The organism is Gammaproteobacteria bacterium (assembly GCA_035279405.1).
Lineage (GTDB): Bacteria > Pseudomonadota > Gammaproteobacteria > Natronospirales > REEB76 > REEB76.
On the sequence record DATEHU010000043.1, the window covers coordinates 1 to 17,900 of the forward strand.

Sequence of the window (17,900 nt, forward strand, 5' to 3'; positions counted from 1 at the left end):
GCCTGACTGCGAGACCGACAGGTCGAGCAGAGACGAAAGTCGGCCATAGTGATCCGGTGGTCCCGTGTGTGGAGGGCCATCGCTCAACGGATAAAAGGTACGCCGGGGATAACAGGCTGATGACTCCCAAGAGTCCATATCGACGGAGTCGTTTGGCACCTCGATGTCGGCTCATCGCATCCTGGGGCTGGAGCAGGTCCCAAGGGTATGGCTGTTCGCCATTTAAAGTGGTACGTGAGCTGGGTTCAAAACGTCGTGAGACAGTTTGGTCCCTATCTGCCATGGGCGTTGGAAATTTGAGGGGAGCTGCTCCTAGTACGAGAGGACCGGAGTGGACGTACCTCTGGTGTACCGGTTGTCACGCCAGTGGCACTGCCGGGTAGCTATGTACGGACGGGATAAGCGCTGAAAGCATCTAAGCGCGAAGCCCACCCCAAGATTAGATTTCCCCGGGCACTCGATGCCCCTGAAGGTCCGTCGAAGACTACGACGTTGATAGGCTGGGTGTGTAAGCGCGGTAACGCGTTGAGCTAACCAGTACTAATTGACCGTGCGGCTTGGCCATATAACCCCAAGCGGTTTGCTGGGGTATGGCCGGTGTTTATCACGATTGCGACATGCAAGGCGTCAACAACTTTCTGAATTCACCGCGCGCTGCGGCGCGCGACAGTGAAACGGTTTGCCTGGCGACACTGGCGAGTGGGTACCACCCGATCCCATCCCGAACTCGGAAGTGAAACTGCTCAGCGCCGATGATAGTTTGGGGTTTCCCCATGCGAAAGTAGGTCATCGCCAGGCTCTAAACACAAACCCCGGTAATCGGAAGATTACCGGGGTTTTTCATTTGTGGCGATGAATCCGATGAGCATGGGGAAACCCGCTCGTACATTCAGGGTTTTTGCGCCGTCCTTGGTATTGCGACATTGCTTCGCTTGTCCCCAGCCCAGCCATCCATGGCTGGGCGTTCGCCGGGCGCGATGCAGTGCTTCGCACCCGGCTCACCCCATGCGAAAGTAGGTCAGCCGCTCTCGGGCTTCCTGCCCTTCGCGGCATAATGCCGTCCATGGCAAGAATCGCCAGGCTCTAAACACAAACCCCGGTGGTCGAAAGATCATCGGGGTTTTCTTTTGGGGTTCGCATGGCGAAACCAACTCGTATAGTACGCTTGGTTTTGCCATCCATGGCGTAGCATCACGACGGAAAAATGCGTTTCACGTCATGGTGGACTCAAACGTACTTGATCGGCTGTATGGTTTGATCGTCGCCGAAGAAGAAACCCAGCAGCACGTAACGCTTGCCGGCAGTGACCGGCACGACCTCGTGCAGCAGCGACGAGGAAAATACGATTGCGTCCCCACGTGCCGATTCGTAAAGATGGGAACTGAATTCCGGAAACCGTAATTGGCCGCCATGGTAGTCGCCGGTGTTGAGGTGCAGTGTCATGGCGAAGCGCCGGTGCTGGGTGTCGCGAGATTCGTTGTCGCGATGTGGCCGGAAATAGCCGCCAGTCTGCGCGTCGTAGCACACCAGCTTGAACACCTCGTGTTGTGTCACGCGGTAATGGCAGCAGCGCTGGATTTCCGGCAGCACCCGGCGCGCTACCACTTCCTTGATGCGTTCCAGCCATGGGCCTTCCTTGATATACACATCGCGGCGTAGCTTTACCGACGGATCCTGACGCCAATAAGCCTTGTCACCTTCTATATAGGCTGTGCCGGACGGCTGACCGCCCTGTTGCTCGAAGTACGCGATCAGCTCGGCACACATAGCGGGATCCATTACGCGCGGGACAAACAGCGCCGGTGCCTGCTGATTGATGATTTGCGGCGCGAGTGATGCATCTGGTCCGCATGCGGCGTGCAACCGGCGCAGGAAATCCCCGAGATTGCCACCGGCCCGATGTTCAATGCGTTCAATGACACGCAAGTTGGGATCCAGTGCAAATCCGGTGATCAACCGGGATCCCGGCGCTTCGGCTCCGAGCAGATGCAAGGCGACGGCACCATCGTCTGCCAGCAGCGTTACGCCGTCGGCGCTGCCTTTTGCAAAGGCCGCACATTGCGCTGGAGTGCCGCGTATCATGGCCACGCGGGTCGGGGCGCTGTCGGCTGAATCGCGCGCCAGCACATCCAACGCCGCGCGCGTATCCGGCGCCGTAGCATCCTCGAATACCAGGAGCAACATCGGCTGGCCTTTTTGCAGGTCGTACAGCATCACGGTGTCGCCGGCCGGATTCGGGCGCTGGAAATCCGGCATACGGTCGCCGCGCACCAAACCCGAAATCATGTATAGCTCCTGTGGTCCAGGCTGTCGTGCGCAACTTTATCACCTGCGCGCGCATTTCGGCAGTCGTGTCTAGCACGGCCAGCGTTGCGGCTTTTAGTGTAAGATTTCCTCAGGACTGTTCCGAAGTTGAATCCATGCCCAGCATCAAGGAATCACAGATTGCCCCGGCCGTACTCATGATCCGGCCCGCGCGTTTTGGCGTGAACGCTGAAACCGCGCCGTCCAATGCGTTCCAGCGTAACGACGTGGAAGTCAACGACCCGCAAGCTCTGGCGCTCCAGGAGTTTGATGTACTGGTATCCAGCTTGCAAAAGCAGGGCGTAAGTGTGGAGGTTTTTGATGACACGCCTGAACCGTGGACGCCGGATGCAGTGTTTCCCGGAAACTGGGTGAGCTTTCACGCGGACGGCAGTGTGGTCCTGTATCCACTGCTCGCGCCGAATCGGCGTTGGGAGCGACGCCTGGATATTATCGAGGAATTGCAGACCCAGCGAGGCTACAAGGTGCAACGCATCGAGGATCTGACCGGCGCTGAATTGGAGGGCCGTTTTCTCGAAGGCACGGGCAGTCTGGTTCTCGATCGCGAGCATCATGTGGCGTACGCGTGCCTGTCCCCGCGTACCGATATCAAGATGCTGCGAGAATGGGCCGGCAAGTTCGAATATGAAACGGTCGAATTTCATGCGGTAGACAAGCACAGCAAAGCTGTGTACCACACGGATGTGATGATGTGCATCGGCGATCGCTTTGCCCTGCTGTGCCTGGCGAGCATTCGCTCCGTCAAGGAACGCCGGCACATACAACGGCGTCTCGAGGAAACCGATCATGAGATCATCCCGATCACCGCACAGCAGATGTTGGATTTTGCCGGCAACGCGCTGCAACTCGGTACTCGCCAGGGCGGCAGTGTGCTGGCGATGTCCATGCGCGCCGAGCGCAGTCTCACGCCCACGCAGCGTCTGAGCATGGAAAAGTACACGCGCATCGTGTCCAGTCCGGTGAATATCATCGAAACCTGCGCCGGCGGCAGCGTGCGGTGCATGTTGGCGGAAATTTTCCTCCCGCGTACCGGTGCCAGTGACCGCGCATGACGGCCCAGGCGCTGCAGGATGCCTACGCACCCGCCAGCACGTGCTTCGGTTGCGGTCCGGCCAATCCACAGGGTCTGCATATCAAGAGTTTCGTCCGCGGTGACGAGGTGGCAGCCGAATGGATGCCGCAACCACATCACGAGGCGTTTCCGGGCGCGCTGAATGGCGGCATCATCGGCACACTGCTGGATTGCCATTGCAACTGGACAGCCGCCTGGCACCTCATGCGCCAGGCACACGCCGATCAACCGCCTTGCACGGTGACCGCCGATTACGCCATTACGCTCAAACGCCCAACGCCTTCCAGTGGCCCGGTGCAACTGCGGGCACGCGTGGTGCAAGCCGGCGAGGATCGCGCTGTCGTCGAAGGTGAATTGCACGCCGGCGGCAAACTCTGCGCCACTTGCCGCGGCACCTTTGTGGCGGTCAAGCCGGGTCATCCCGCGTACCACAGATGGTAGTGGCGAACCTGATCCGGTTTCCGGCCGGCCAGGTTTCCTGACAACCGGCGGGCGAAAATCGCGCAGATTTTCCACTGGCAGAAAATTGTTTCCAACCGCCGACGGAAATCCGCTGTGCGGCCAGCAAAACAAGCGGGGAGAATTTCTCATGAACAAAATTGCCCTGATCGCTTGTGCTTTGACGCTAATGACTGCGTGTCCCGTGCGGCAGGCCGCGGCCGCGAATACTGCGCAGCAAATCGCGCGCTGGCACCAGCAGGCGCAGGCGGTCACGATCTATCGGGATAACTGGGGCATTCCGCACGTGTACGGCAAGACCAACGCGGATGCCGTCTTCGGCATGGAGTACGCGCAAGCGGAAGACGATTTCAACCGCGTGGAGATGAATTACATCGGTGCGCTTGGATGGCTGGCAAAATACCAGGGCGTCGCGGCAATATACCAGGACTTGCGCCGGCAGCTTTTCATGGACCCCGTGGCGCTACAGGCCGAATACCGGGAATGTCCGGTGTGGCTGCGGCAACTGATGCAGGCCGCGGCAGATGGCTTGAATTTCTACTTAATATACACATCCCAAGGTGCATCCCAAAGTCATCATGCACTTTGAACCATGGATGGAATTGGCTTTCACCGAAGGCAGCATCGGCGGGGATATCGAACAGGGTGTGAACGTTGCAGCGCTGCAGGCCTTCTACGGCCACAGCATGGCGGCGCCGGCGCAAGCCGTGGCCTGGAACCCACCAAGATTCCAGCCCACCGGATCCAACGGCATAGCCATTTCAGCATCCATTACACACGATCACCATGCGTTGTTGCTGATTAATCCGCATGTGAGCTTTTACTTCCGTTACGAATTGCAGATGGCGAGCAACCAGGGCCTGGACGCCTATGGCGCGGTGACCTGGGGGCAATTCTTCGTTTATCAGGGGTTCAACGCGTACGACGGCTGGATGCACACTTCGAGTCACGCCCTGAATATTTCCCACTTTCTCGAGACCGTGAGCGAGCATGGCGGCCATTACTTCTACAAGTATGGCGCGCAGTGGCTGCCGGTGAAAACCCGCGACATAACCATTGATTACCGCGGTGCCGATGGCATGGCGCACAAGACGTTTAGCGCCTATTACACGCAACACGGGCCGGTGATCGCCCGGGTCGGCGACCATTGGCTCACGGTCAATCTTATGCAGCGGCACATTCCGGCGCTGATTCAGGATTGGGAGCGCATGACCACGACCGGCTACACGTCGTTCCGCAAGACCATGCAGCTGCACACAAATTCATCCAACAACACTATTTTTGACGACCGCGACGGCAACATTGCCTACTGGCACTCGGATTGGATCCCGAAGCGCAGCGACGAATTCAACTGGGCCGAACCCGTGGACGGCAGCAATCCCGCGACCGCATTCCACGGTCTGCTCACGCTGGCCGGGACTCCGCACCTGCTGAATCCCAAGACCGGCTGGCTGTACAACTCGAACAACTGGCCGTGGTCGGCCGCCGGTCCGGACAGCCCGAAGCGTCAGGATTTCCCGGCTTATGTGGACGGCAACACCGAGGAATCCCCGCGCGGCTATCACGCGCTCAGACTGCTGAGCGGTTCCCGGGACTGGAGCGCGGCGAAACTTGAGCGCGCAGCCTACGACAGTTATTTGCCGCCGTTCGCCAAGATGATTCCGATTCTCCTCAGGGACTACGCGGCTTTGCCGGCCGCGGATCCGCTCAAGGCCAAACTCGCTGGGCCGATCCGGGTGTTGCGCGACTGGGATTATCGCTGGGGCGCCAATTCGGTGGCGACTTCGCTCGCGGTGTTCTGGGGTAGCGGCCTGTTTCAGCAGTTGCGCTCTGATCCGCGCGCCGCGCACATGTGGCCGGCCGATTACGTGGAGAAATTCGCAACCCCGGCAGACCTGTTGCAAACGCTCGCCCGGACGGTGGACAAACTCAACGAAGATTTCGGGACCTGGCAGACTCCCTGGGGGGACATCAACCGTTTCCAGCGCATTGACGACAGCATCCAACCACACTTCGACGATTCCAAGCCCAGCATGCCGGTGCCGTTTACCTCGTCACTCTGGGGATCATTGGCGGCTTTCAACGCGCGGCCGTACCCGAACACCAAAAAATGGTATGGCGACGACGGCAACAGTTTCGTATGCCTTGTGGAGTTTGGCCCGACCGTGCACGCCTGGGCGATCAAAGTGGGCGGCGAAAGCGGCAATCCGGCCTCTGCGCACTTCACGGATCAGGCGGCCCGTTACGCGCAGGGCGATCTGCGTGAGGTGTATTACTACAAATCCCAGTTGGACGGCCACATTGAGCGGCAATACCACCCCGGGAACTGACGGGCCTTGCCAGGAAGACAGCATCGTATGATGGGTCACTCGCCGTGCCCACTGCGCACCCACGGCCGAGATTTTCCATTAAAGCTTGCGCGCGGCCGTAGTGATGATGCCCGCGCCTGGGTGGTGGCGGATGCTTGCGGTGGCGTTCCCTGGCTCGCCCTGGGCCAGCACTAGCGCGGTCGCTCTTTATCTGCGAGCAGCTCGTCCAGGAACTCGATAGCTCTGCGCATATGCGGGATAACAATGGTCCCGCCCACGACCAACGCAACGCTCATGGCTTCCACGATCTCGTCCTTGCTGCAACCGGATTCGATGCACTGGCCGATGTGGTAGCTCACGCAGTCGTCGCAGCGCAACACCATGGAGGCGGTAAGCCCGAGGAGTTCCTTGGTCTTGGCCGGCAGGGCGCCGTCTTCATAGGTGAGGCTGTCCACCGAGAATACGCGCTTGATGACGCGGTTGTCCTCCGCGAGGATACGCGCGTTCATGCGGCGGCGGAATGCGTTGAATTCTTCTGCGCGCTTGCCCATAGGCGCGCTAATTCCACAGGATCGTGCGGCCCAGGGCCGACTGGATCAGCCACACCGCAAATTTGCCGGTGCGGTTCTCGATGTCGAGGATGGGATTGAGCTCCACCACTTCCATGCTGAGCAAGCGCTTGCTCCGGGCTATGGTTTCGCACACCAGGTGCGATTCGCGGAAATTGAGTCCGCCCGGCACGGGCGTGCCGGTGCCGGGGGCCACCGCGGGATCGGAACCGTCTAGGTCATAGGACAAGTGAATGCCGCCGGTCGCGCGGCCGAGAATCTGCATGGCTTCTTCCAGGCAGGCACCGGCACCACGGGAATCAATTTCGCTCATGGTGAACACCCGCACTCCGGTCTTTTTTACCAGCTGCGCTTCGCCACGATCCACTTCGCGCACGCCGAATATCACCACATGTTCCGGCGACAGCGCGGCACCGTCGCCGCTGATGCTGGTCAATTCCTCGGGCCCGTATCCGAGCAGTGTGGCGAGCGGCATGCCATGAATGTTCCCCGAGGGGCTGCTGTCGGGAGTATTCATGTCGGTGTGCGCATCCACCCACAGTACCCCCAAGGATTTGCCTTGGCCTTTCAGGTAACGCGAAACTCCGGCAATCGAGCCGATGGCCTGGGAGTGATCGCCGCCCAGCAGCAACGGGAATTCACCCTGTTGCAACGAGCGTTCCACCCGGTCGGCAAGTTCGCGGCAGACTTCATTGATCACGCCGAGATAGCGCGTGCGCAGGTCACCGACTTCGGCGGATTCCTGCGATACCTGGCCGAGGTTATATACGCCCACAACCTTGTGCCCGAGTTTTTCCAGCGCGGGTACCACGCCCGCGACATGCATGGCGGAGGAGCCCATGTCGGTGCCGCGGCGGCCCGCACCCAGATCCAGGTGCACATTGGTGATGAGTACTTTTTTGGTCATGCGGAAGCAGAATGACGTCTGACCGTGATTGCGTGCGTGAAATTCTAACATGCCGGTTTGCACGGCCTGGAATACGCATATATGCAGAGCGTCACGCTATACTTTATGCGGCATGGCCACTGGCCGCGCAAGCAACTGTGGAGGATTTCATGAGTGCAGAATTCAAGGCGCTGTCGGTGATGGCGGTTCCCGCGGGCGCCGCGTTGATGCGCCCCAATCAGCAGCGTCCGGAGCACGTGACCCTGCAAAATCCGGCGCTGGATGTCATGACGGATCTCACCCGCGTGGCGGCTGCCAGCGTGAATCCCAACCAGCCGCTGGACAAGGCTGAGGAACACATGCGCAACGTCGGCGTGCGCCTGTTGTTTGTGCTCAACGAATCGGGCGATGTGGTCGGGCTCATCACGCTCAACGATCTGAAGGGCATGCGTCCCATGCGCTTCCAGCAGCAGATGGGCGTTAGCCGCAGCGAAGTCCTGGTGCGTGACATCATGACTGCGCGTGACAGTTTCGAGGCTCTGAGCATGGCCGAGGTATCCGATGCGCGCGTCGGCGACATCATCCAGACACTCAAGCGCACCGGACGTCAGCACGCGCTGGTGATCGCACGCACGCCCGATGGCCCGGCGATCCGCGGGATTTTTTCCGCACGTCAGGTCGGCCGGCAATTGGGCGTGCAGATTGACACTACGGGCATTGCCTACACGTTCGCCGAACTCGAAGCGGCATTGATCCATTGAGGCACGTGCGCACGCACTGCATGCGAACGCATATTACGGCAGAGCCTGCATGTGGCGCCTGATTGCCGGCGCGGTGATGATCAGTTTCTCCGCGGTGTTTGTGGAGCTGGTCTCGGTGTCGCCCGCCACCAGCGCTTTCTACCGCGTGCTGTTCGGCGGGTTGATCCTGTTGGCTATCGTGCTGTGGCGGCGCGAGCGTCTGCGGCTCAAGCCCGCGGCCCTGACGGCGTGCGGACTCGCGGCGCTGTTTTTCGCGCTGGACCTGAGTTTCTGGCACCGCAGCATTCTGTATGTGGGCCCGGGCGTCGCGACCCTGCTGGCGAATTTTCAGGTGTTCCTGCTGGCGGCGGCCGGGGTGATCGCGTTCCGCGAGCGTCTCACCTGGTTCCAGATGGTTGCGATTCCGCTCGCGATACTGGGTTTGATATTGCTCGTGGGCTTCGACTGGTCCGAGTTTTCGACCGGTTACAGGACCGGCGTGATCCTGGGATTGATAACCGCCTGTTGCTATGCCGGTTATATCCTCACGCTGCGCCGCGTGCGCGTGGCGGAGATCGCGGGGTCCGCATTCGTCACCATGATGGCGGTGTCGCTCATGAGCGCCGTCCTGCTTGGGCTTGCCATGGGGCCGGAGCACGCCTCCTTCGCGATTCCCACCTGGAAAGACGCCGGCTGGCTGGTGGGTTACGGAGTGTTTGGCCAGGTGTTGGGCTGGGTGCTGATTTCCAGCGGCCTTTCCAGGGTGCGCGCCTCTCAGGTCGGACTGGTGCTGCTGCTGCAGCCGGTGTGCGCGTTCATATGGGACGTGAGCATCTTCGGCCGGCGCTTTACCGCGGTGGAGATTGCGGGCGCCGTGTTGGCGTTGGCCGCGATCTATCTCGGCACGGTACGGCGTACACCGATCCCGCTCAGGCAAACACCCTGAGGCGGCGCGGCAGGACGGTGATTTCCAGGCGGTGCGCATCGGTATAGCGGATCTCGCCATCCGCGTGTACCGACATGCCGGCGTTGCATTCGATCAGCAGTCTGTCGGTCCTGAAAATGCGCACCGCAGAGTGACCGGCGTGGGTACCGCGCAGCACGCGCGGCACCAGCCGCAGGATGCCAAACCGGCTCAGCGCCGATGCCACCACCACATCCAGCAGGCCGTCGTCAATTTCCGCCTGTGGCGCAAGCACGAAAGCGCCGCCTTCCACGCGCCCGTTGTTGACTGCGATCAGGGTGATGGCAGTTTCCAGCGTTACCGCAGCGTATTGCAGTCTGACCTTCGGGGTCGCGTAGTCGAAGCACAGCGTACGCAGCAATGCCACGCCGTACACCGCGCGGCTGTGCAGCCATTGCATGCGATTCGCGGCCATCGCCACACGCGCGTCGAAACCGATGCCCAGGCTATTGATGAAATGAAAGTCGTTGCAGCGCGCCACGTCAACGTCACGGGTACGCGCTTGTGCGATTTGCCGGCAGGCGGCGCGCCAATCGGACGCGTAGCCGAGCATCTTGGTGAAGTCGTTGCCCGTGCCGACCGGCACGAACGCGAGCGGCGCACCGCCCCCGGCCTGCATCCAGCCGTTCACGGCCGCATGCACGCTGCCATCGCCGCCCACGACGATCACCGCATCCGGACGTAGCGCAAGGCGCTCGCGTACCTGAGTGGCCAGGTCACCGCCGCTGCGGCTGATATCCTGGCTGTGAATCTGGACGCCGAGGTCCGCAAGATAATCGGCAATCGCAGCGGCCAGGCGGCGCCCGGCACCGCGTCCGGCCGCGGGATTAATGACCAGGGCGGCGTGCACGCGTGCGTTCAGCCACGGCCGTTGCGTACATCGGCCAGATCCGCAAGATACTGAATCACGCGCAACACTTCGCCGCGGTCATCGTCTGGGAGATGCGCTAGGGCGTCGGCAAAGCGCTGGGCCAGGCGCGAGGGTGCGGCATCGGCCGCCGCGGCTCCGGCGTGGGTGACGGTCACGAGCACGTGACGCTTGTCTTCCGGGCGGCGTTCGCGCGTCACCAGGCCGCGCAACTCCAGGCGATCGAGGATGCCGGTGACGGTTGCGGGACTGAGTGAGACCACTTGCGCCAGCATGCCGCTGGTCATGGCGCCGTGTTCGCCCAGGTTCTGCAGGCACAGCAATTGCGGCGTGGTCAAGCCGCGCTCGCCAATGAGCTGGCGGCTGGAAATGTCCATGCCGCGCATGATGCGCCGCAGGGCGAGCAGAATGTCTGCCGCCAGACGATCTGGGTCCATGGTCATGCAGGAGCTCGCTTTAGTCGGCATTGTTCAACACTCGCACGCGGTCCGCAAGCAGCGCCTGTTAAACTAACTGGGCTGCGGACCCGGAGCACGCGCTATGCTGGCCTGGTTGTTGCTGAGAATTGTCATCGCTTATCTGCTGGGCTCGCTCATCGGCAGCCTGATCGTGGGCAAGATTTACGGCGGCGTAGATATCCGCACCCAGGGCAGCGGCAACGCCGGCAGTACCAACGCCTTGCGTACCCAAGGCCGGGTGTTCGCCTTGTGGGTGATGCTCATTGATGTGGGCAAGGGCGTACTGGCGGCCGGATTGCTGCCGTACCTGCTGGCAGCACCGAGTGAACTGGGCATCGAGTGGACGGCCGCGGCATGCGGCGCGGCCGCCATCGTCGGGCACGTGTTCCCGGTGTTTTTCCGTTTCCGTGGCGGCAAGGGTTTCGCCACCTTTCTCGGCGTGCTGTTGATGCTCTCCTGGCCGGCGCTGACCGTGGCAGTGATTGTCTGGTGTCTGGTGCTGGTGTTGAGCGGCTATGTCGGGCTGTCCACTCTGCTGGCCGCCTGGTCGGTACCGGTATTCGCCGTGATCGTGCACGGTTACACTTCCCCGCTTTTCTGCTTCGGACTGGTGATGGCGTTGTTTATCGTGTACACGCATCGCGGCAACATCCGTCGGCTCGTGGCCGGTAAGGAAAACCGTTTCACGCGCGTCATGCTGTTGCGCCGGCGCTGAACGCATGCTGCGTTTCGACAGCACAGCGCACCAAGTGATTCGCATCCTGGGGGACGGCGCGATTCATTCGGGCGAACAGCTTGCGCGTGGCTTGAAAATCAGCCGCAGTGCAGTGTGGAAACACCTGCGGCGCTTCCAGGCGGGCGGCCTGGAAATATTCTCGGTGCCGGGGCGCGGCTATCGTCTGGCGGCGCCGCTGGAATTGCTCGATGCAGCGGAAATAAAAACGCACTTGTCGCCGGCCGCGCGCCGGCAACTCGCGGCCTTGTCGGTGCTCGATGAGGTGGACTCGACCAACACCTGGCTCATGACCCGGGCGCACGAACTTCCCGCCGTGTGTCTCGCCGAACGGCAGACCGCCGGTCGGGGTCGGCGCGGCCGGCAATGGGTGTCGCCGTTTGCCGCCAACTTATATATATCCTGCGCCTGGCGTTTCGATGATCTGCCACCGGGCTTCTCGGCGCTCGCGATGGCGGCGGCGGTCGCCGTGGTGCGGGCACTCGGCACACTGCGCGTGTCGGGTGTCGCCATCAAATGGCCCAACGATTTATGCATGGCCGGCAGAAAGCTCGGCGGTATTCTGGTGGACATGCAGGGCGAGCCGCCCGGCCAGGTGCGCGCGGTGGTGGGTATCGGCATCAATGTGCGCATGCCGGCCGCAGCGGCCGCGCGCATAGATCAGCCGTGGACGGATCTGACGACGCAACTGCTGGACAAGACGCCGGGGCGCAATGCGCTGGCGGCGGCGCTGATTGAGCAATTGCTGGACGCCCTTGAGGTTTTTGCCGTACGCGGATTCGCCGCGTTTGCCGCAGACTGGCGGGTGCTGGATTTGACTGCCGGCAAAAGCGTGCGACTGCATCACCAGCAGCACGTCATTGAGGGCACCGCACTCGGTGTGGATCAGGACGGCGCGCTGTTGCTGGATACCGGCGCCGGCACCCGGCGATTTGTATCCGGCGATCTCAGCTTGAGACTCGCGCCATGATGTTGCTCGCCGACATTGGCAACACGCGCGTCAAGTGGGCGCTCGCGCAGGGTCGCGAATTGTCCGGTTACGGCGTTGCGATGCATTTGGGCCGACCGTCGATGGAGATCTGGCAGTCAGTCTGGGGCGATGTGCCGCACCCGCAGCGTATCGTGGTCAGCAACGTGGCCGGCGTCACCGTTGCCGAGAGTCTGCGCGATTTTTGTCAACAGCGGTTCCAGCTCACACCGGAATTCATGCACCCATCGCCACAGGCAGGCGGCGTGACCAATGGTTATACCGATGCCGCGCAGCTGGGGGCGGATCGCTGGTCCGCGGTGGTCGGCGCGTTCCATCGCTATGGCGGTCCAGTCTGCGTCCTTGGATGTGGAACCGCCCTCACCATGGATACCGTCAACCGCAACGGCCGGCATCTGGGCGGCCTGATTGCGCCCGGACTCGGCGCCATGCAGCGCGCACTGACTGCGGCGGCACCTGCGCTGCCCAGCGGCACCGTTAGGCAGCCCACTCTGTTTGCGCGTGACACGCGCACCGCGGTGAGCAGCGGTGTTTTGTACGCAGCCGCAGGTTTCATCGAGCGGGTGGTGGCCGAAGTCCGTGCCCGGGAAGGCACGGAAATCAAGTTGCTGCTGACTGGCGGTGACGCGGAAACCCTGCAACCGTGGCTGCACGAACGGTTTACACTTGCGCCGCATCTGGTTCTGGAGGGATTGATGGTGCTGGCAGAGCTGCGCACATGATGCGAACGCTGTTTCTGGTATTGGTGCTGGCGAATGTCGTGGCGTTCATCTGGTTCGGATGGCTGAGACCGTCGCCGTCGTCGCCGTCGTCCACCCCGCTGCCCCGGGTCCAACCGCTCAAGCTCATCGCCGAACTCAGCCCCGCCCAACGGGCTGCGCTCGCGAAGTCACTCGTGCCTGCGCCCGCTCCCGCCAGTCCAGCCGCTGCCGATGTCAGCGCGCAGAGTTGCATGAGTTACGGGCCGTTTCCGAGCGCGGCGGCGGCCGAGGCGGGCAGCACGCGCTTGCGCGCCGGCGGTGCGAACGTTGCGCAGCGACTGGTTCCCGGGAAAGTGCGTCAGGGATACTGGGTGTACTTGCCGCCGTTCGGATCGCGCCGCGAGGCCGAAGCCGCGGCCAAACTGCTGCAGCAGCGCGGCGTCAAGGATTTGTACGTGGTCACCGATGAGGCGAATCGTAATGCCATTTCCCTGGGGGTTTACAGTGATCGCTATGGTGCGCTGGCTCACCAGAAACAGATTCGCGCACTCGGCTACCGCGCGCTGGTAACCGAGCGCTTCCGCGACGCTCCGCGGTATTGGCTCGATGCGCGTGGTGCAGCACAACAACTGCCGGTCGCCAAGGTATTCGCCGATTTGGAAGAGGGAGATGCGAGCATCGGACGCGAGGAGTGCGGCGCCGGAAACCGTTCCTGACCGCGATGCTTTGGCCTGCTAGAATTTGCGCCTGATTCCATGCGGGCGAACTTCATTGAAGCCGGCGTAGCCCAGTTGGGCTCGACCGGTGTGTTTATTGGAATGCCAGCGGCATTCCGATCCGGTCGAGCGCATGAACATGGATGTTCGGGCCGGGATCGCCAAGAGGCGTAACGTTACGCCATGGATGGCAGAGTTGAGGCTGGTAGAGAGGCCGGCGTAGCTCAGTTGGTAGAGCAGTGGTTTTGTAAACCAAAGGTCGGGGGTTCGAATCCCTCCGCCGGCACCATTGCAATCAGTCTGCCAGTCTTACCAGCAGACGCTTGGCAATGTGACCGTGTACATAACCGGTGCCGCGCACCGCGTGCAGCAAGGCGATGAGCAGCAGGATTCCGGCAATCACGCACAGCGGCCAGAAGAACCAGGAAACAACGATCGGACCGTTGATATAAATCAATCCGTGCCAAACGTAGGTGAGCGGGGAAAAAATCAACGTCAGCGCGATCGCCAGCCAGGCGATGATCACCGCGAAGTACAGCGTGCCGAGAAACAGTTGCAGGACCATGTAAAACAGCGTGGACCAAGTGCGGCCATCGGTGAGCAGCTCCTTGATGCGGGTGAACAAGGGCACGGTTCCGCCGGGATGGGGCGGCCGGCGCGGCATGCGCACGCCCAACAAGGATTCAACAACGCGACCTTCCACCAACGACAGCATGCGCACGCTGCCCAGGAACAGCAGGAAGAACGGAATGCCGATGACGAGCGGCAGCAGGCCGAATGACAGTGCCGACCCGGCCATTACCCAGGTAAAGTAAAAGATGCCGGTAAACATCGCCATCAGCAGATAGAACAAGGAAGCATAGGCGCGCGGATCCGACAGTACACCGAAAAAATTTCCAAGCAACGAGCGGCGTTTGGCGGGACGCGGCGTGCGCAGGGCGGCCTGCACCTTGACCTCGGTGGCGCGATAGGCGTCGGCCACTTCCTCCGGCGCGCCGTAACTGGTGGCGATGGCGGCGAGAATTTGTTCCTCGCTCTGATCGGGGTGTGCATGCAATTCACCGCGCAGATATTCCTCGGCATCGTAAAGCGCGTCCTGGATCAGCGCCGGGTCAGCGCCGTGGAGTGCGGCACGCAATTGCTCCAGATAGTCCTGAATGCTGCGGGGTACGGTGTTAGTCATGGCGGCTGTCCTTCATGATGGCGTCCACAAAATCCCGGGTGTTGACCCAGGCGTCTTTCCACTGGGCGAGTACCGCGCGGCCGGCGTCGGTGATGGTGTAGTAACGGCGCGGCGGGCCGGAAACCGAAGGTTCCACGTAACTATCCAACAGCCCTGCGGCGGACAGAGAGCGCAGCACCGGATAAAGCGTGCCCTGCTTCATGACGCCGTTTTCCCCTGCGTCGGGTTCCAGTTGTTTGGCGATCTGGTAGCCGTATTGCGGATTCCGAGCTTCAGCCAGGGTGGCCAACAGCACCAGTGCCACGATGCCGGCATTGAGTTCTTTCTGGAACTTGCGCAGATGGTTGTCTTCGTCACTCACCCAGCAATTCTCAAATGTACTGTAGTATTGACAAGGGTATAGTATTAACTTAACAATAGTCAAGCAGTTTTTGGAAATATTTATCAGGTCAGCATTCCCGAGGACTATGGAAGACCGGGGGCCGCACCGACTGGCCTAATTCGGTGCACGCGCGTACCCATGGGGGCCATGGCATCAGATTCACATCGCACCCAGGCGCCCTTCGAAATGCGCGCCGTCACCCACCGCAGTTGGATTAGCGCCTGTGACCCGGACAATTCTTCGACGGCCACCACCGCCCACGGGTTGCGGCCGGCAGTGAAGCTTCTAGTGAAGCTTCTTTTGACCCGATCCAGTCACGCCACGTTGTCATGACGCCGTAACCTCCTTTTCATCGTGCAGTCATGTTGCGTCGCTAGTCTCCTTCTGCAATTTCAGGGGAAGGAGGTTTTTCATGCGCAAGACGTTTTGGGTGGGTCTGCTGTTGACGAATTGAGCGGGCTCGGTATTCCCGCACTTGCGGATAATTCAATCGGCAGCACCACGTTGAGCGGCGTGCTGTTCACCGACTGGAGCTATCTCAATCAGCAACAGAACGGCGTGGATACCATCGCCACCGGCTACGGCATGGATATCAGGCGTTTCTATCTGGGGGTGGATCACGTCTTTGACGATATCTGGTCGGCAAACTTGACCACCGACTTCAACTACACCAATTCAAATGGTGAAACGCAGCTATTCGTCAAGAAAGCGTTTGTGCAAGCGAGGCTAGCTCAGTCCACGACGTTCCGCCTGGGCTCGGCCGACATGCCATGGATTCCGTTCGACGAGAGCATCTACGGCTACCGCTTTATGGAGCCGACCTTGGTTGACCGGCTGCATTTCGGCAATTCCGCGGACTGGGGTGCGCATTTCCCCGGCAGTAACAGCTGGAGCAATTACGCCGTGTCGTTGGTGAATGGCGGCGGCTACAAGAACCCGACGCGCACCAAGAGCATGGACTGGGAAGGCCGCTGGGCGTTGTACCCCCGGTAAGCGGATGGGTAATCGCAATCGGGGCGTATAGCGGTGATTTGGGCCAAAACACGTCTATCACTCCGGCACTGAATACAGCCAATCGTCAGAATGTCCTGATTGCGTACAAGACGGCGGTAGTTACCTTGGGGGCGGAGTATTTCCACGCCAGCAATTTCACCCCTGCGGCTATCACCACCACCGCGACCGATTCAGCCAGCGGCTATTCGCTGTTCGGCTCGACGCAAATTGTTGCAAACGGTACCGTACTGTTCGCGCGCTACGACCACGCTATGCCCAGCGAAAGATTGGACCCGTCGAAGACCGACACGTACTACAACGCCGGTATCGCGTTTCCGGTCAACAGGAACATTATCTGGGCGCTGGCGTACAAATACGAGCAGCTTGCCGATTCCAGGAGCGCACTCAAGACGCGGGAAATCGGCGTGTGGGCGCAGGTCAAGTTTTGAGCGATCTCGTCAACGGACTGGGAGGTCGGTATCGGAGGCCAGGGATCGCGAGTGCCGTCGCGGACGCGCACATCCCTGACGGCTCTCCGGCCAGCCCACCACTCAAGCGTGTCCAAACCACCGCCAGCATGTGGATTTCACCAATCGCCAAGATATCCATGGGGCTCCGGCCGGCTGGCCGGGCACGTCTGCCTGGTTGGTGTCGGCCTGCACTTGGCGAGTTGCGCGCGCAATTATGCCCAAAGGCGCAAATCAGGCAGACAGGTGCGGTTTTGAGTTTGGAATTGAACGCAGGCGTCCGAAATTGCCGAACCCATGAATTTCAAGAGCGTGGTTGCAGGCAATGGCCGGCGCCATCCAAGCCGGATGCAGAAAACCCTCGTTATCTGAGCCACTTGCGAGCGGATATGGGTATCCGAACAGTGTGCGCATCCGGGTTCTGCCCCCTGCCATGCCCGGAGGCGAGGCGTCCTGGCGACGGGCTCGGGCTGCCTTGGCTGGTTTTGTACGCCTTTCCCGTTGACACAAATCCGCGAAATATAAGACAATTCCCGGCTTCGTCCGTGGAGGGGTACTCAAGCGGCCAACGAGGGCAGACTGTAAATCTGCTGGCTTTACGCCTACGAAGGTTCGAATCCTTCCCCCTCCACCAGAAATGAATTTCGAGCTCTTGGTTGGCAGGTTCGGGACCCAGCGACGGACGCAGCGGGTGTAGTTCAATGGTAGAACCTCAGCCTTCCAAGCTGATGACGTGGGTTCGATTCCCATCACCCGCTCCAGCCAACGGGTGAGTGCGGTGCAGATCAGGTCGCCCATGTAGCTCAGTCGGTAGAGCACGTCCTTGGTAAGGACGAGGTCACCGGTTCGATTCCGGTCATGGGCTCCAGGACGGTGGGAGGTGTGTGGCCGCGAGGAATGAGCCAGGCAATGCCGAAACGCAACGTCAAGTTAACGCTGATCACTGAGGAGTAGCAACCGTGTCCAAGGCAAAATACGAGCGCAAGAAGCCGCATGTAAACGTGGGGACGATTGGGCATGTGGATCACGGCAAGACCACGTTGACGGCGGCGTTGACGGTGATTCAGTCGAAGAAATTTGGTGGTGA

The 17,900-nt window shown here is 61.0% G+C and carries 20 protein-coding genes, 4 tRNA genes and 2 rRNA genes; 19 read left to right on the forward strand and 7 right to left on the reverse strand.

What is annotated here, in order from left to right; translation table 11 throughout:
* A 23S ribosomal RNA gene (locus tag VJR90_10000) occupies positions 1-565 on the forward strand; the annotation flags it as partial.
* Positions 566-682: 117 nt separating this feature from the next.
* Positions 683-798 (forward strand): 5S ribosomal RNA (gene rrf / locus VJR90_10005).
* Between the two features lie 429 nt (positions 799-1,227).
* Here rrf and VJR90_10010 read toward each other — a convergent pair.
* A complete protein-coding gene (locus VJR90_10010) occupies positions 1,228-2,286 on the reverse strand; it encodes a 2OG-Fe(II) oxygenase (protein ID HKV97808.1) in 1,059 nt (352 codons plus the stop codon).
* Positions 2,287-2,420: 134 nt separating this feature from the next.
* On the opposite strand from VJR90_10010, the gene VJR90_10015 reads away from it, so the two are divergent.
* The 4 genes from VJR90_10015 to VJR90_10030 all read left to right on the forward strand — a co-directional run bounded on the left by VJR90_10015 (position 2,421) and on the right by VJR90_10030 (position 6,186).
* Positions 2,421-3,377: an arginine deiminase-related protein gene (locus VJR90_10015; GenBank protein ID HKV97809.1), complete on the forward strand. Its 957-nt coding sequence runs from the start codon at positions 2,421-2,423 to the stop codon at positions 3,375-3,377.
* Positions 3,374-3,838 carry a PaaI family thioesterase gene (locus tag VJR90_10020; GenBank protein HKV97810.1) on the forward strand — a complete coding sequence of 155 codons (465 nt, stop codon included), beginning with the start codon at positions 3,374-3,376 and terminating at the stop codon, positions 3,836-3,838. The genes VJR90_10015 and VJR90_10020 overlap by 4 nt, the downstream gene beginning before the upstream one ends.
* Positions 3,839-3,986: 148 nt before the next feature.
* Positions 3,987-4,445, forward strand: coding sequence for a penicillin acylase family protein (locus tag VJR90_10025; protein ID HKV97811.1), 459 nt, complete (start codon positions 3,987-3,989; stop codon positions 4,443-4,445).
* Positions 4,435-6,186, forward strand: a complete 1,752-nt coding sequence (locus VJR90_10030) for a penicillin acylase family protein (protein ID HKV97812.1) — start codon at positions 4,435-4,437, stop codon at positions 6,184-6,186. The genes VJR90_10025 and VJR90_10030 overlap by 11 nt, the downstream gene beginning before the upstream one ends.
* Positions 6,187-6,356: 170 nt before the next feature.
* Here VJR90_10030 and VJR90_10035 read toward each other — a convergent pair whose 3' ends face one another.
* Both VJR90_10035 and rocF read right to left on the reverse strand, forming a co-directional pair.
* On the reverse strand, positions 6,357-6,716 hold the full coding sequence (locus VJR90_10035; GenBank protein ID HKV97813.1) for a carboxymuconolactone decarboxylase family protein: 360 nt from the start codon (positions 6,714-6,716) through the stop codon (positions 6,357-6,359).
* 7 nt (positions 6,717-6,723) lie between these two features.
* Complete coding sequence (rocF, locus tag VJR90_10040; protein HKV97814.1) at positions 6,724-7,641, reverse strand: arginase; 918 nt, start codon at positions 7,639-7,641, stop codon at positions 6,724-6,726.
* A gap of 149 nt (positions 7,642-7,790) precedes the next feature.
* Between rocF and VJR90_10045 the strand changes: the two genes are divergently transcribed.
* Together VJR90_10045 and VJR90_10050 are read left to right on the forward strand one after the other, a co-directional pair.
* The gene (locus tag VJR90_10045) at positions 7,791-8,381 is read left to right on the forward strand and encodes a CBS domain-containing protein (protein ID HKV97815.1); all 591 of its coding nucleotides are present in this window, start codon (positions 7,791-7,793) and stop codon (positions 8,379-8,381) included.
* A 49-nt stretch (positions 8,382-8,430) separates the two neighbouring features.
* Positions 8,431-9,306 carry a DMT family transporter gene (locus VJR90_10050; GenBank protein HKV97816.1) on the forward strand — a complete coding sequence of 292 codons (876 nt, stop codon included), beginning with the start codon at positions 8,431-8,433 and terminating at the stop codon, positions 9,304-9,306.
* Here the strand turns inward: VJR90_10050 and VJR90_10055 are convergent.
* Both VJR90_10055 and VJR90_10060 read right to left on the reverse strand, forming a co-directional pair.
* Positions 9,290-10,174: a diacylglycerol kinase family protein gene (locus VJR90_10055; protein ID HKV97817.1), complete on the reverse strand. Its 885-nt coding sequence runs from the start codon at positions 10,172-10,174 to the stop codon at positions 9,290-9,292. The two genes, VJR90_10050 and VJR90_10055, sit on opposite strands and share 17 nt — an antisense overlap.
* Positions 10,175-10,182: 8 nt before the next feature.
* A complete protein-coding gene (locus VJR90_10060; protein HKV97818.1) occupies positions 10,183-10,635 on the reverse strand; it encodes a MarR family transcriptional regulator in 453 nt (150 codons plus the stop codon).
* A gap of 97 nt (positions 10,636-10,732) precedes the next feature.
* On the opposite strand from VJR90_10060, the gene plsY reads away from it, so the two are divergent.
* The 5 genes from plsY (at position 10,733) to VJR90_10085 (ending at position 14,077) form a co-directional block, all read left to right on the forward strand.
* Positions 10,733-11,365, forward strand: coding sequence for a glycerol-3-phosphate 1-O-acyltransferase PlsY (gene plsY / locus VJR90_10065; protein HKV97819.1), 633 nt, complete (start codon positions 10,733-10,735; stop codon positions 11,363-11,365).
* 4 nt (positions 11,366-11,369) lie between these two features.
* Positions 11,370-12,353, forward strand: coding sequence for a bifunctional biotin--[acetyl-CoA-carboxylase] ligase/biotin operon repressor BirA (birA, locus tag VJR90_10070; protein HKV97820.1), 984 nt, complete (start codon positions 11,370-11,372; stop codon positions 12,351-12,353).
* The gene (locus VJR90_10075; GenBank protein HKV97821.1) at positions 12,350-13,093 is read left to right on the forward strand and encodes a type III pantothenate kinase; all 744 of its coding nucleotides are present in this window, start codon (positions 12,350-12,352) and stop codon (positions 13,091-13,093) included. The genes birA and VJR90_10075 overlap by 4 nt, the downstream gene beginning before the upstream one ends.
* The gene (locus VJR90_10080) at positions 13,090-13,788 is read left to right on the forward strand and encodes an SPOR domain-containing protein (protein ID HKV97822.1); all 699 of its coding nucleotides are present in this window, start codon (positions 13,090-13,092) and stop codon (positions 13,786-13,788) included. The genes VJR90_10075 and VJR90_10080 overlap by 4 nt, the downstream gene beginning before the upstream one ends.
* A gap of 213 nt (positions 13,789-14,001) precedes the next feature.
* Positions 14,002-14,077 (forward strand) — tRNA-Thr (locus tag VJR90_10085).
* Positions 14,078-14,083: 6 nt separating this feature from the next.
* On the opposite strand, the gene VJR90_10090 is transcribed toward VJR90_10085, so the two are convergent.
* Positions 14,084-14,971 (reverse strand): sensor domain-containing protein, encoded by an 888-nt coding sequence (locus VJR90_10090; GenBank protein ID HKV97823.1) that lies wholly within the window; start codon positions 14,969-14,971, stop codon positions 14,084-14,086.
* Positions 14,964-15,332: a PadR family transcriptional regulator gene (locus VJR90_10095; protein ID HKV97824.1), complete on the reverse strand. Its 369-nt coding sequence runs from the start codon at positions 15,330-15,332 to the stop codon at positions 14,964-14,966. The genes VJR90_10090 and VJR90_10095 overlap by 8 nt, the downstream gene beginning before the upstream one ends.
* A 471-nt stretch (positions 15,333-15,803) precedes the next feature.
* Here VJR90_10095 and VJR90_10100 point away from each other — a divergent pair, with 471 nt between their 5' ends.
* From VJR90_10100 to VJR90_10125, 6 genes are all read left to right on the forward strand, one after another.
* Complete coding sequence (locus tag VJR90_10100; protein HKV97825.1) at positions 15,804-16,346, forward strand: hypothetical protein; 543 nt, start codon at positions 15,804-15,806, stop codon at positions 16,344-16,346.
* A gap of 38 nt (positions 16,347-16,384) precedes the next feature.
* Positions 16,385-16,795, forward strand: coding sequence for a hypothetical protein (locus tag VJR90_10105; GenBank protein HKV97826.1), 411 nt, complete (start codon positions 16,385-16,387; stop codon positions 16,793-16,795).
* 565 nt (positions 16,796-17,360) lie between these two features.
* Positions 17,361-17,447 (forward strand) — tRNA-Tyr (locus VJR90_10110).
* Between the two features lie 53 nt (positions 17,448-17,500).
* Positions 17,501-17,574, forward strand: a tRNA-Gly gene (locus VJR90_10115).
* Between the two features lie 31 nt (positions 17,575-17,605).
* Positions 17,606-17,681 (forward strand) — tRNA-Thr (locus VJR90_10120).
* Between the two features lie 91 nt (positions 17,682-17,772).
* The coding region (locus tag VJR90_10125; GenBank protein HKV97827.1) for a GTP-binding protein at positions 17,773-17,900 on the forward strand (128 nt) is incomplete at its 3' end.

Excerpts from the sequence above, each read along its gene's own strand:
- VJR90_10010 (HKV97808.1), bottom strand. The coding sequence starts at position 2,286 with ATGATTTCGGGTTTGGTGCGCGGCGACCGTATGCCGGATTTCCAGCGC.
- VJR90_10015 (HKV97809.1), top strand. The coding sequence starts at position 2,421 with ATGCCCAGCATCAAGGAATCACAGATTGCCCCGGCCGTACTCATGATC.
- VJR90_10020 (HKV97810.1), top strand. The coding sequence starts at position 3,374 with ATGACGGCCCAGGCGCTGCAGGATGCCTACGCACCCGCCAGCACGTGC.
- VJR90_10025 (HKV97811.1), top strand. The coding sequence starts at position 3,987 with ATGAACAAAATTGCCCTGATCGCTTGTGCTTTGACGCTAATGACTGCG.
- VJR90_10030 (HKV97812.1), top strand. The coding sequence starts at position 4,435 with ATGCACTTTGAACCATGGATGGAATTGGCTTTCACCGAAGGCAGCATC.
- VJR90_10035 (HKV97813.1), bottom strand. The coding sequence starts at position 6,716 with ATGGGCAAGCGCGCAGAAGAATTCAACGCATTCCGCCGCCGCATGAAC.
- rocF (HKV97814.1), bottom strand. The coding sequence starts at position 7,641 with ATGACCAAAAAAGTACTCATCACCAATGTGCACCTGGATCTGGGTGCG.
- VJR90_10045 (HKV97815.1), top strand. The coding sequence starts at position 7,791 with ATGAGTGCAGAATTCAAGGCGCTGTCGGTGATGGCGGTTCCCGCGGGC.
- VJR90_10050 (HKV97816.1), top strand. The coding sequence starts at position 8,431 with ATGTGGCGCCTGATTGCCGGCGCGGTGATGATCAGTTTCTCCGCGGTG.
- VJR90_10060 (HKV97818.1), bottom strand. The coding sequence starts at position 10,635 with ATGACCATGGACCCAGATCGTCTGGCGGCAGACATTCTGCTCGCCCTG.
- plsY (HKV97819.1), top strand. The coding sequence starts at position 10,733 with ATGCTGGCCTGGTTGTTGCTGAGAATTGTCATCGCTTATCTGCTGGGC.
- birA (HKV97820.1), top strand. The coding sequence starts at position 11,370 with ATGCTGCGTTTCGACAGCACAGCGCACCAAGTGATTCGCATCCTGGGG.
- VJR90_10075 (HKV97821.1), top strand. The coding sequence starts at position 12,350 with ATGATGTTGCTCGCCGACATTGGCAACACGCGCGTCAAGTGGGCGCTC.
- VJR90_10080 (HKV97822.1), top strand. The coding sequence starts at position 13,090 with ATGATGCGAACGCTGTTTCTGGTATTGGTGCTGGCGAATGTCGTGGCG.
- VJR90_10090 (HKV97823.1), bottom strand. The coding sequence starts at position 14,971 with ATGACTAACACCGTACCCCGCAGCATTCAGGACTATCTGGAGCAATTG.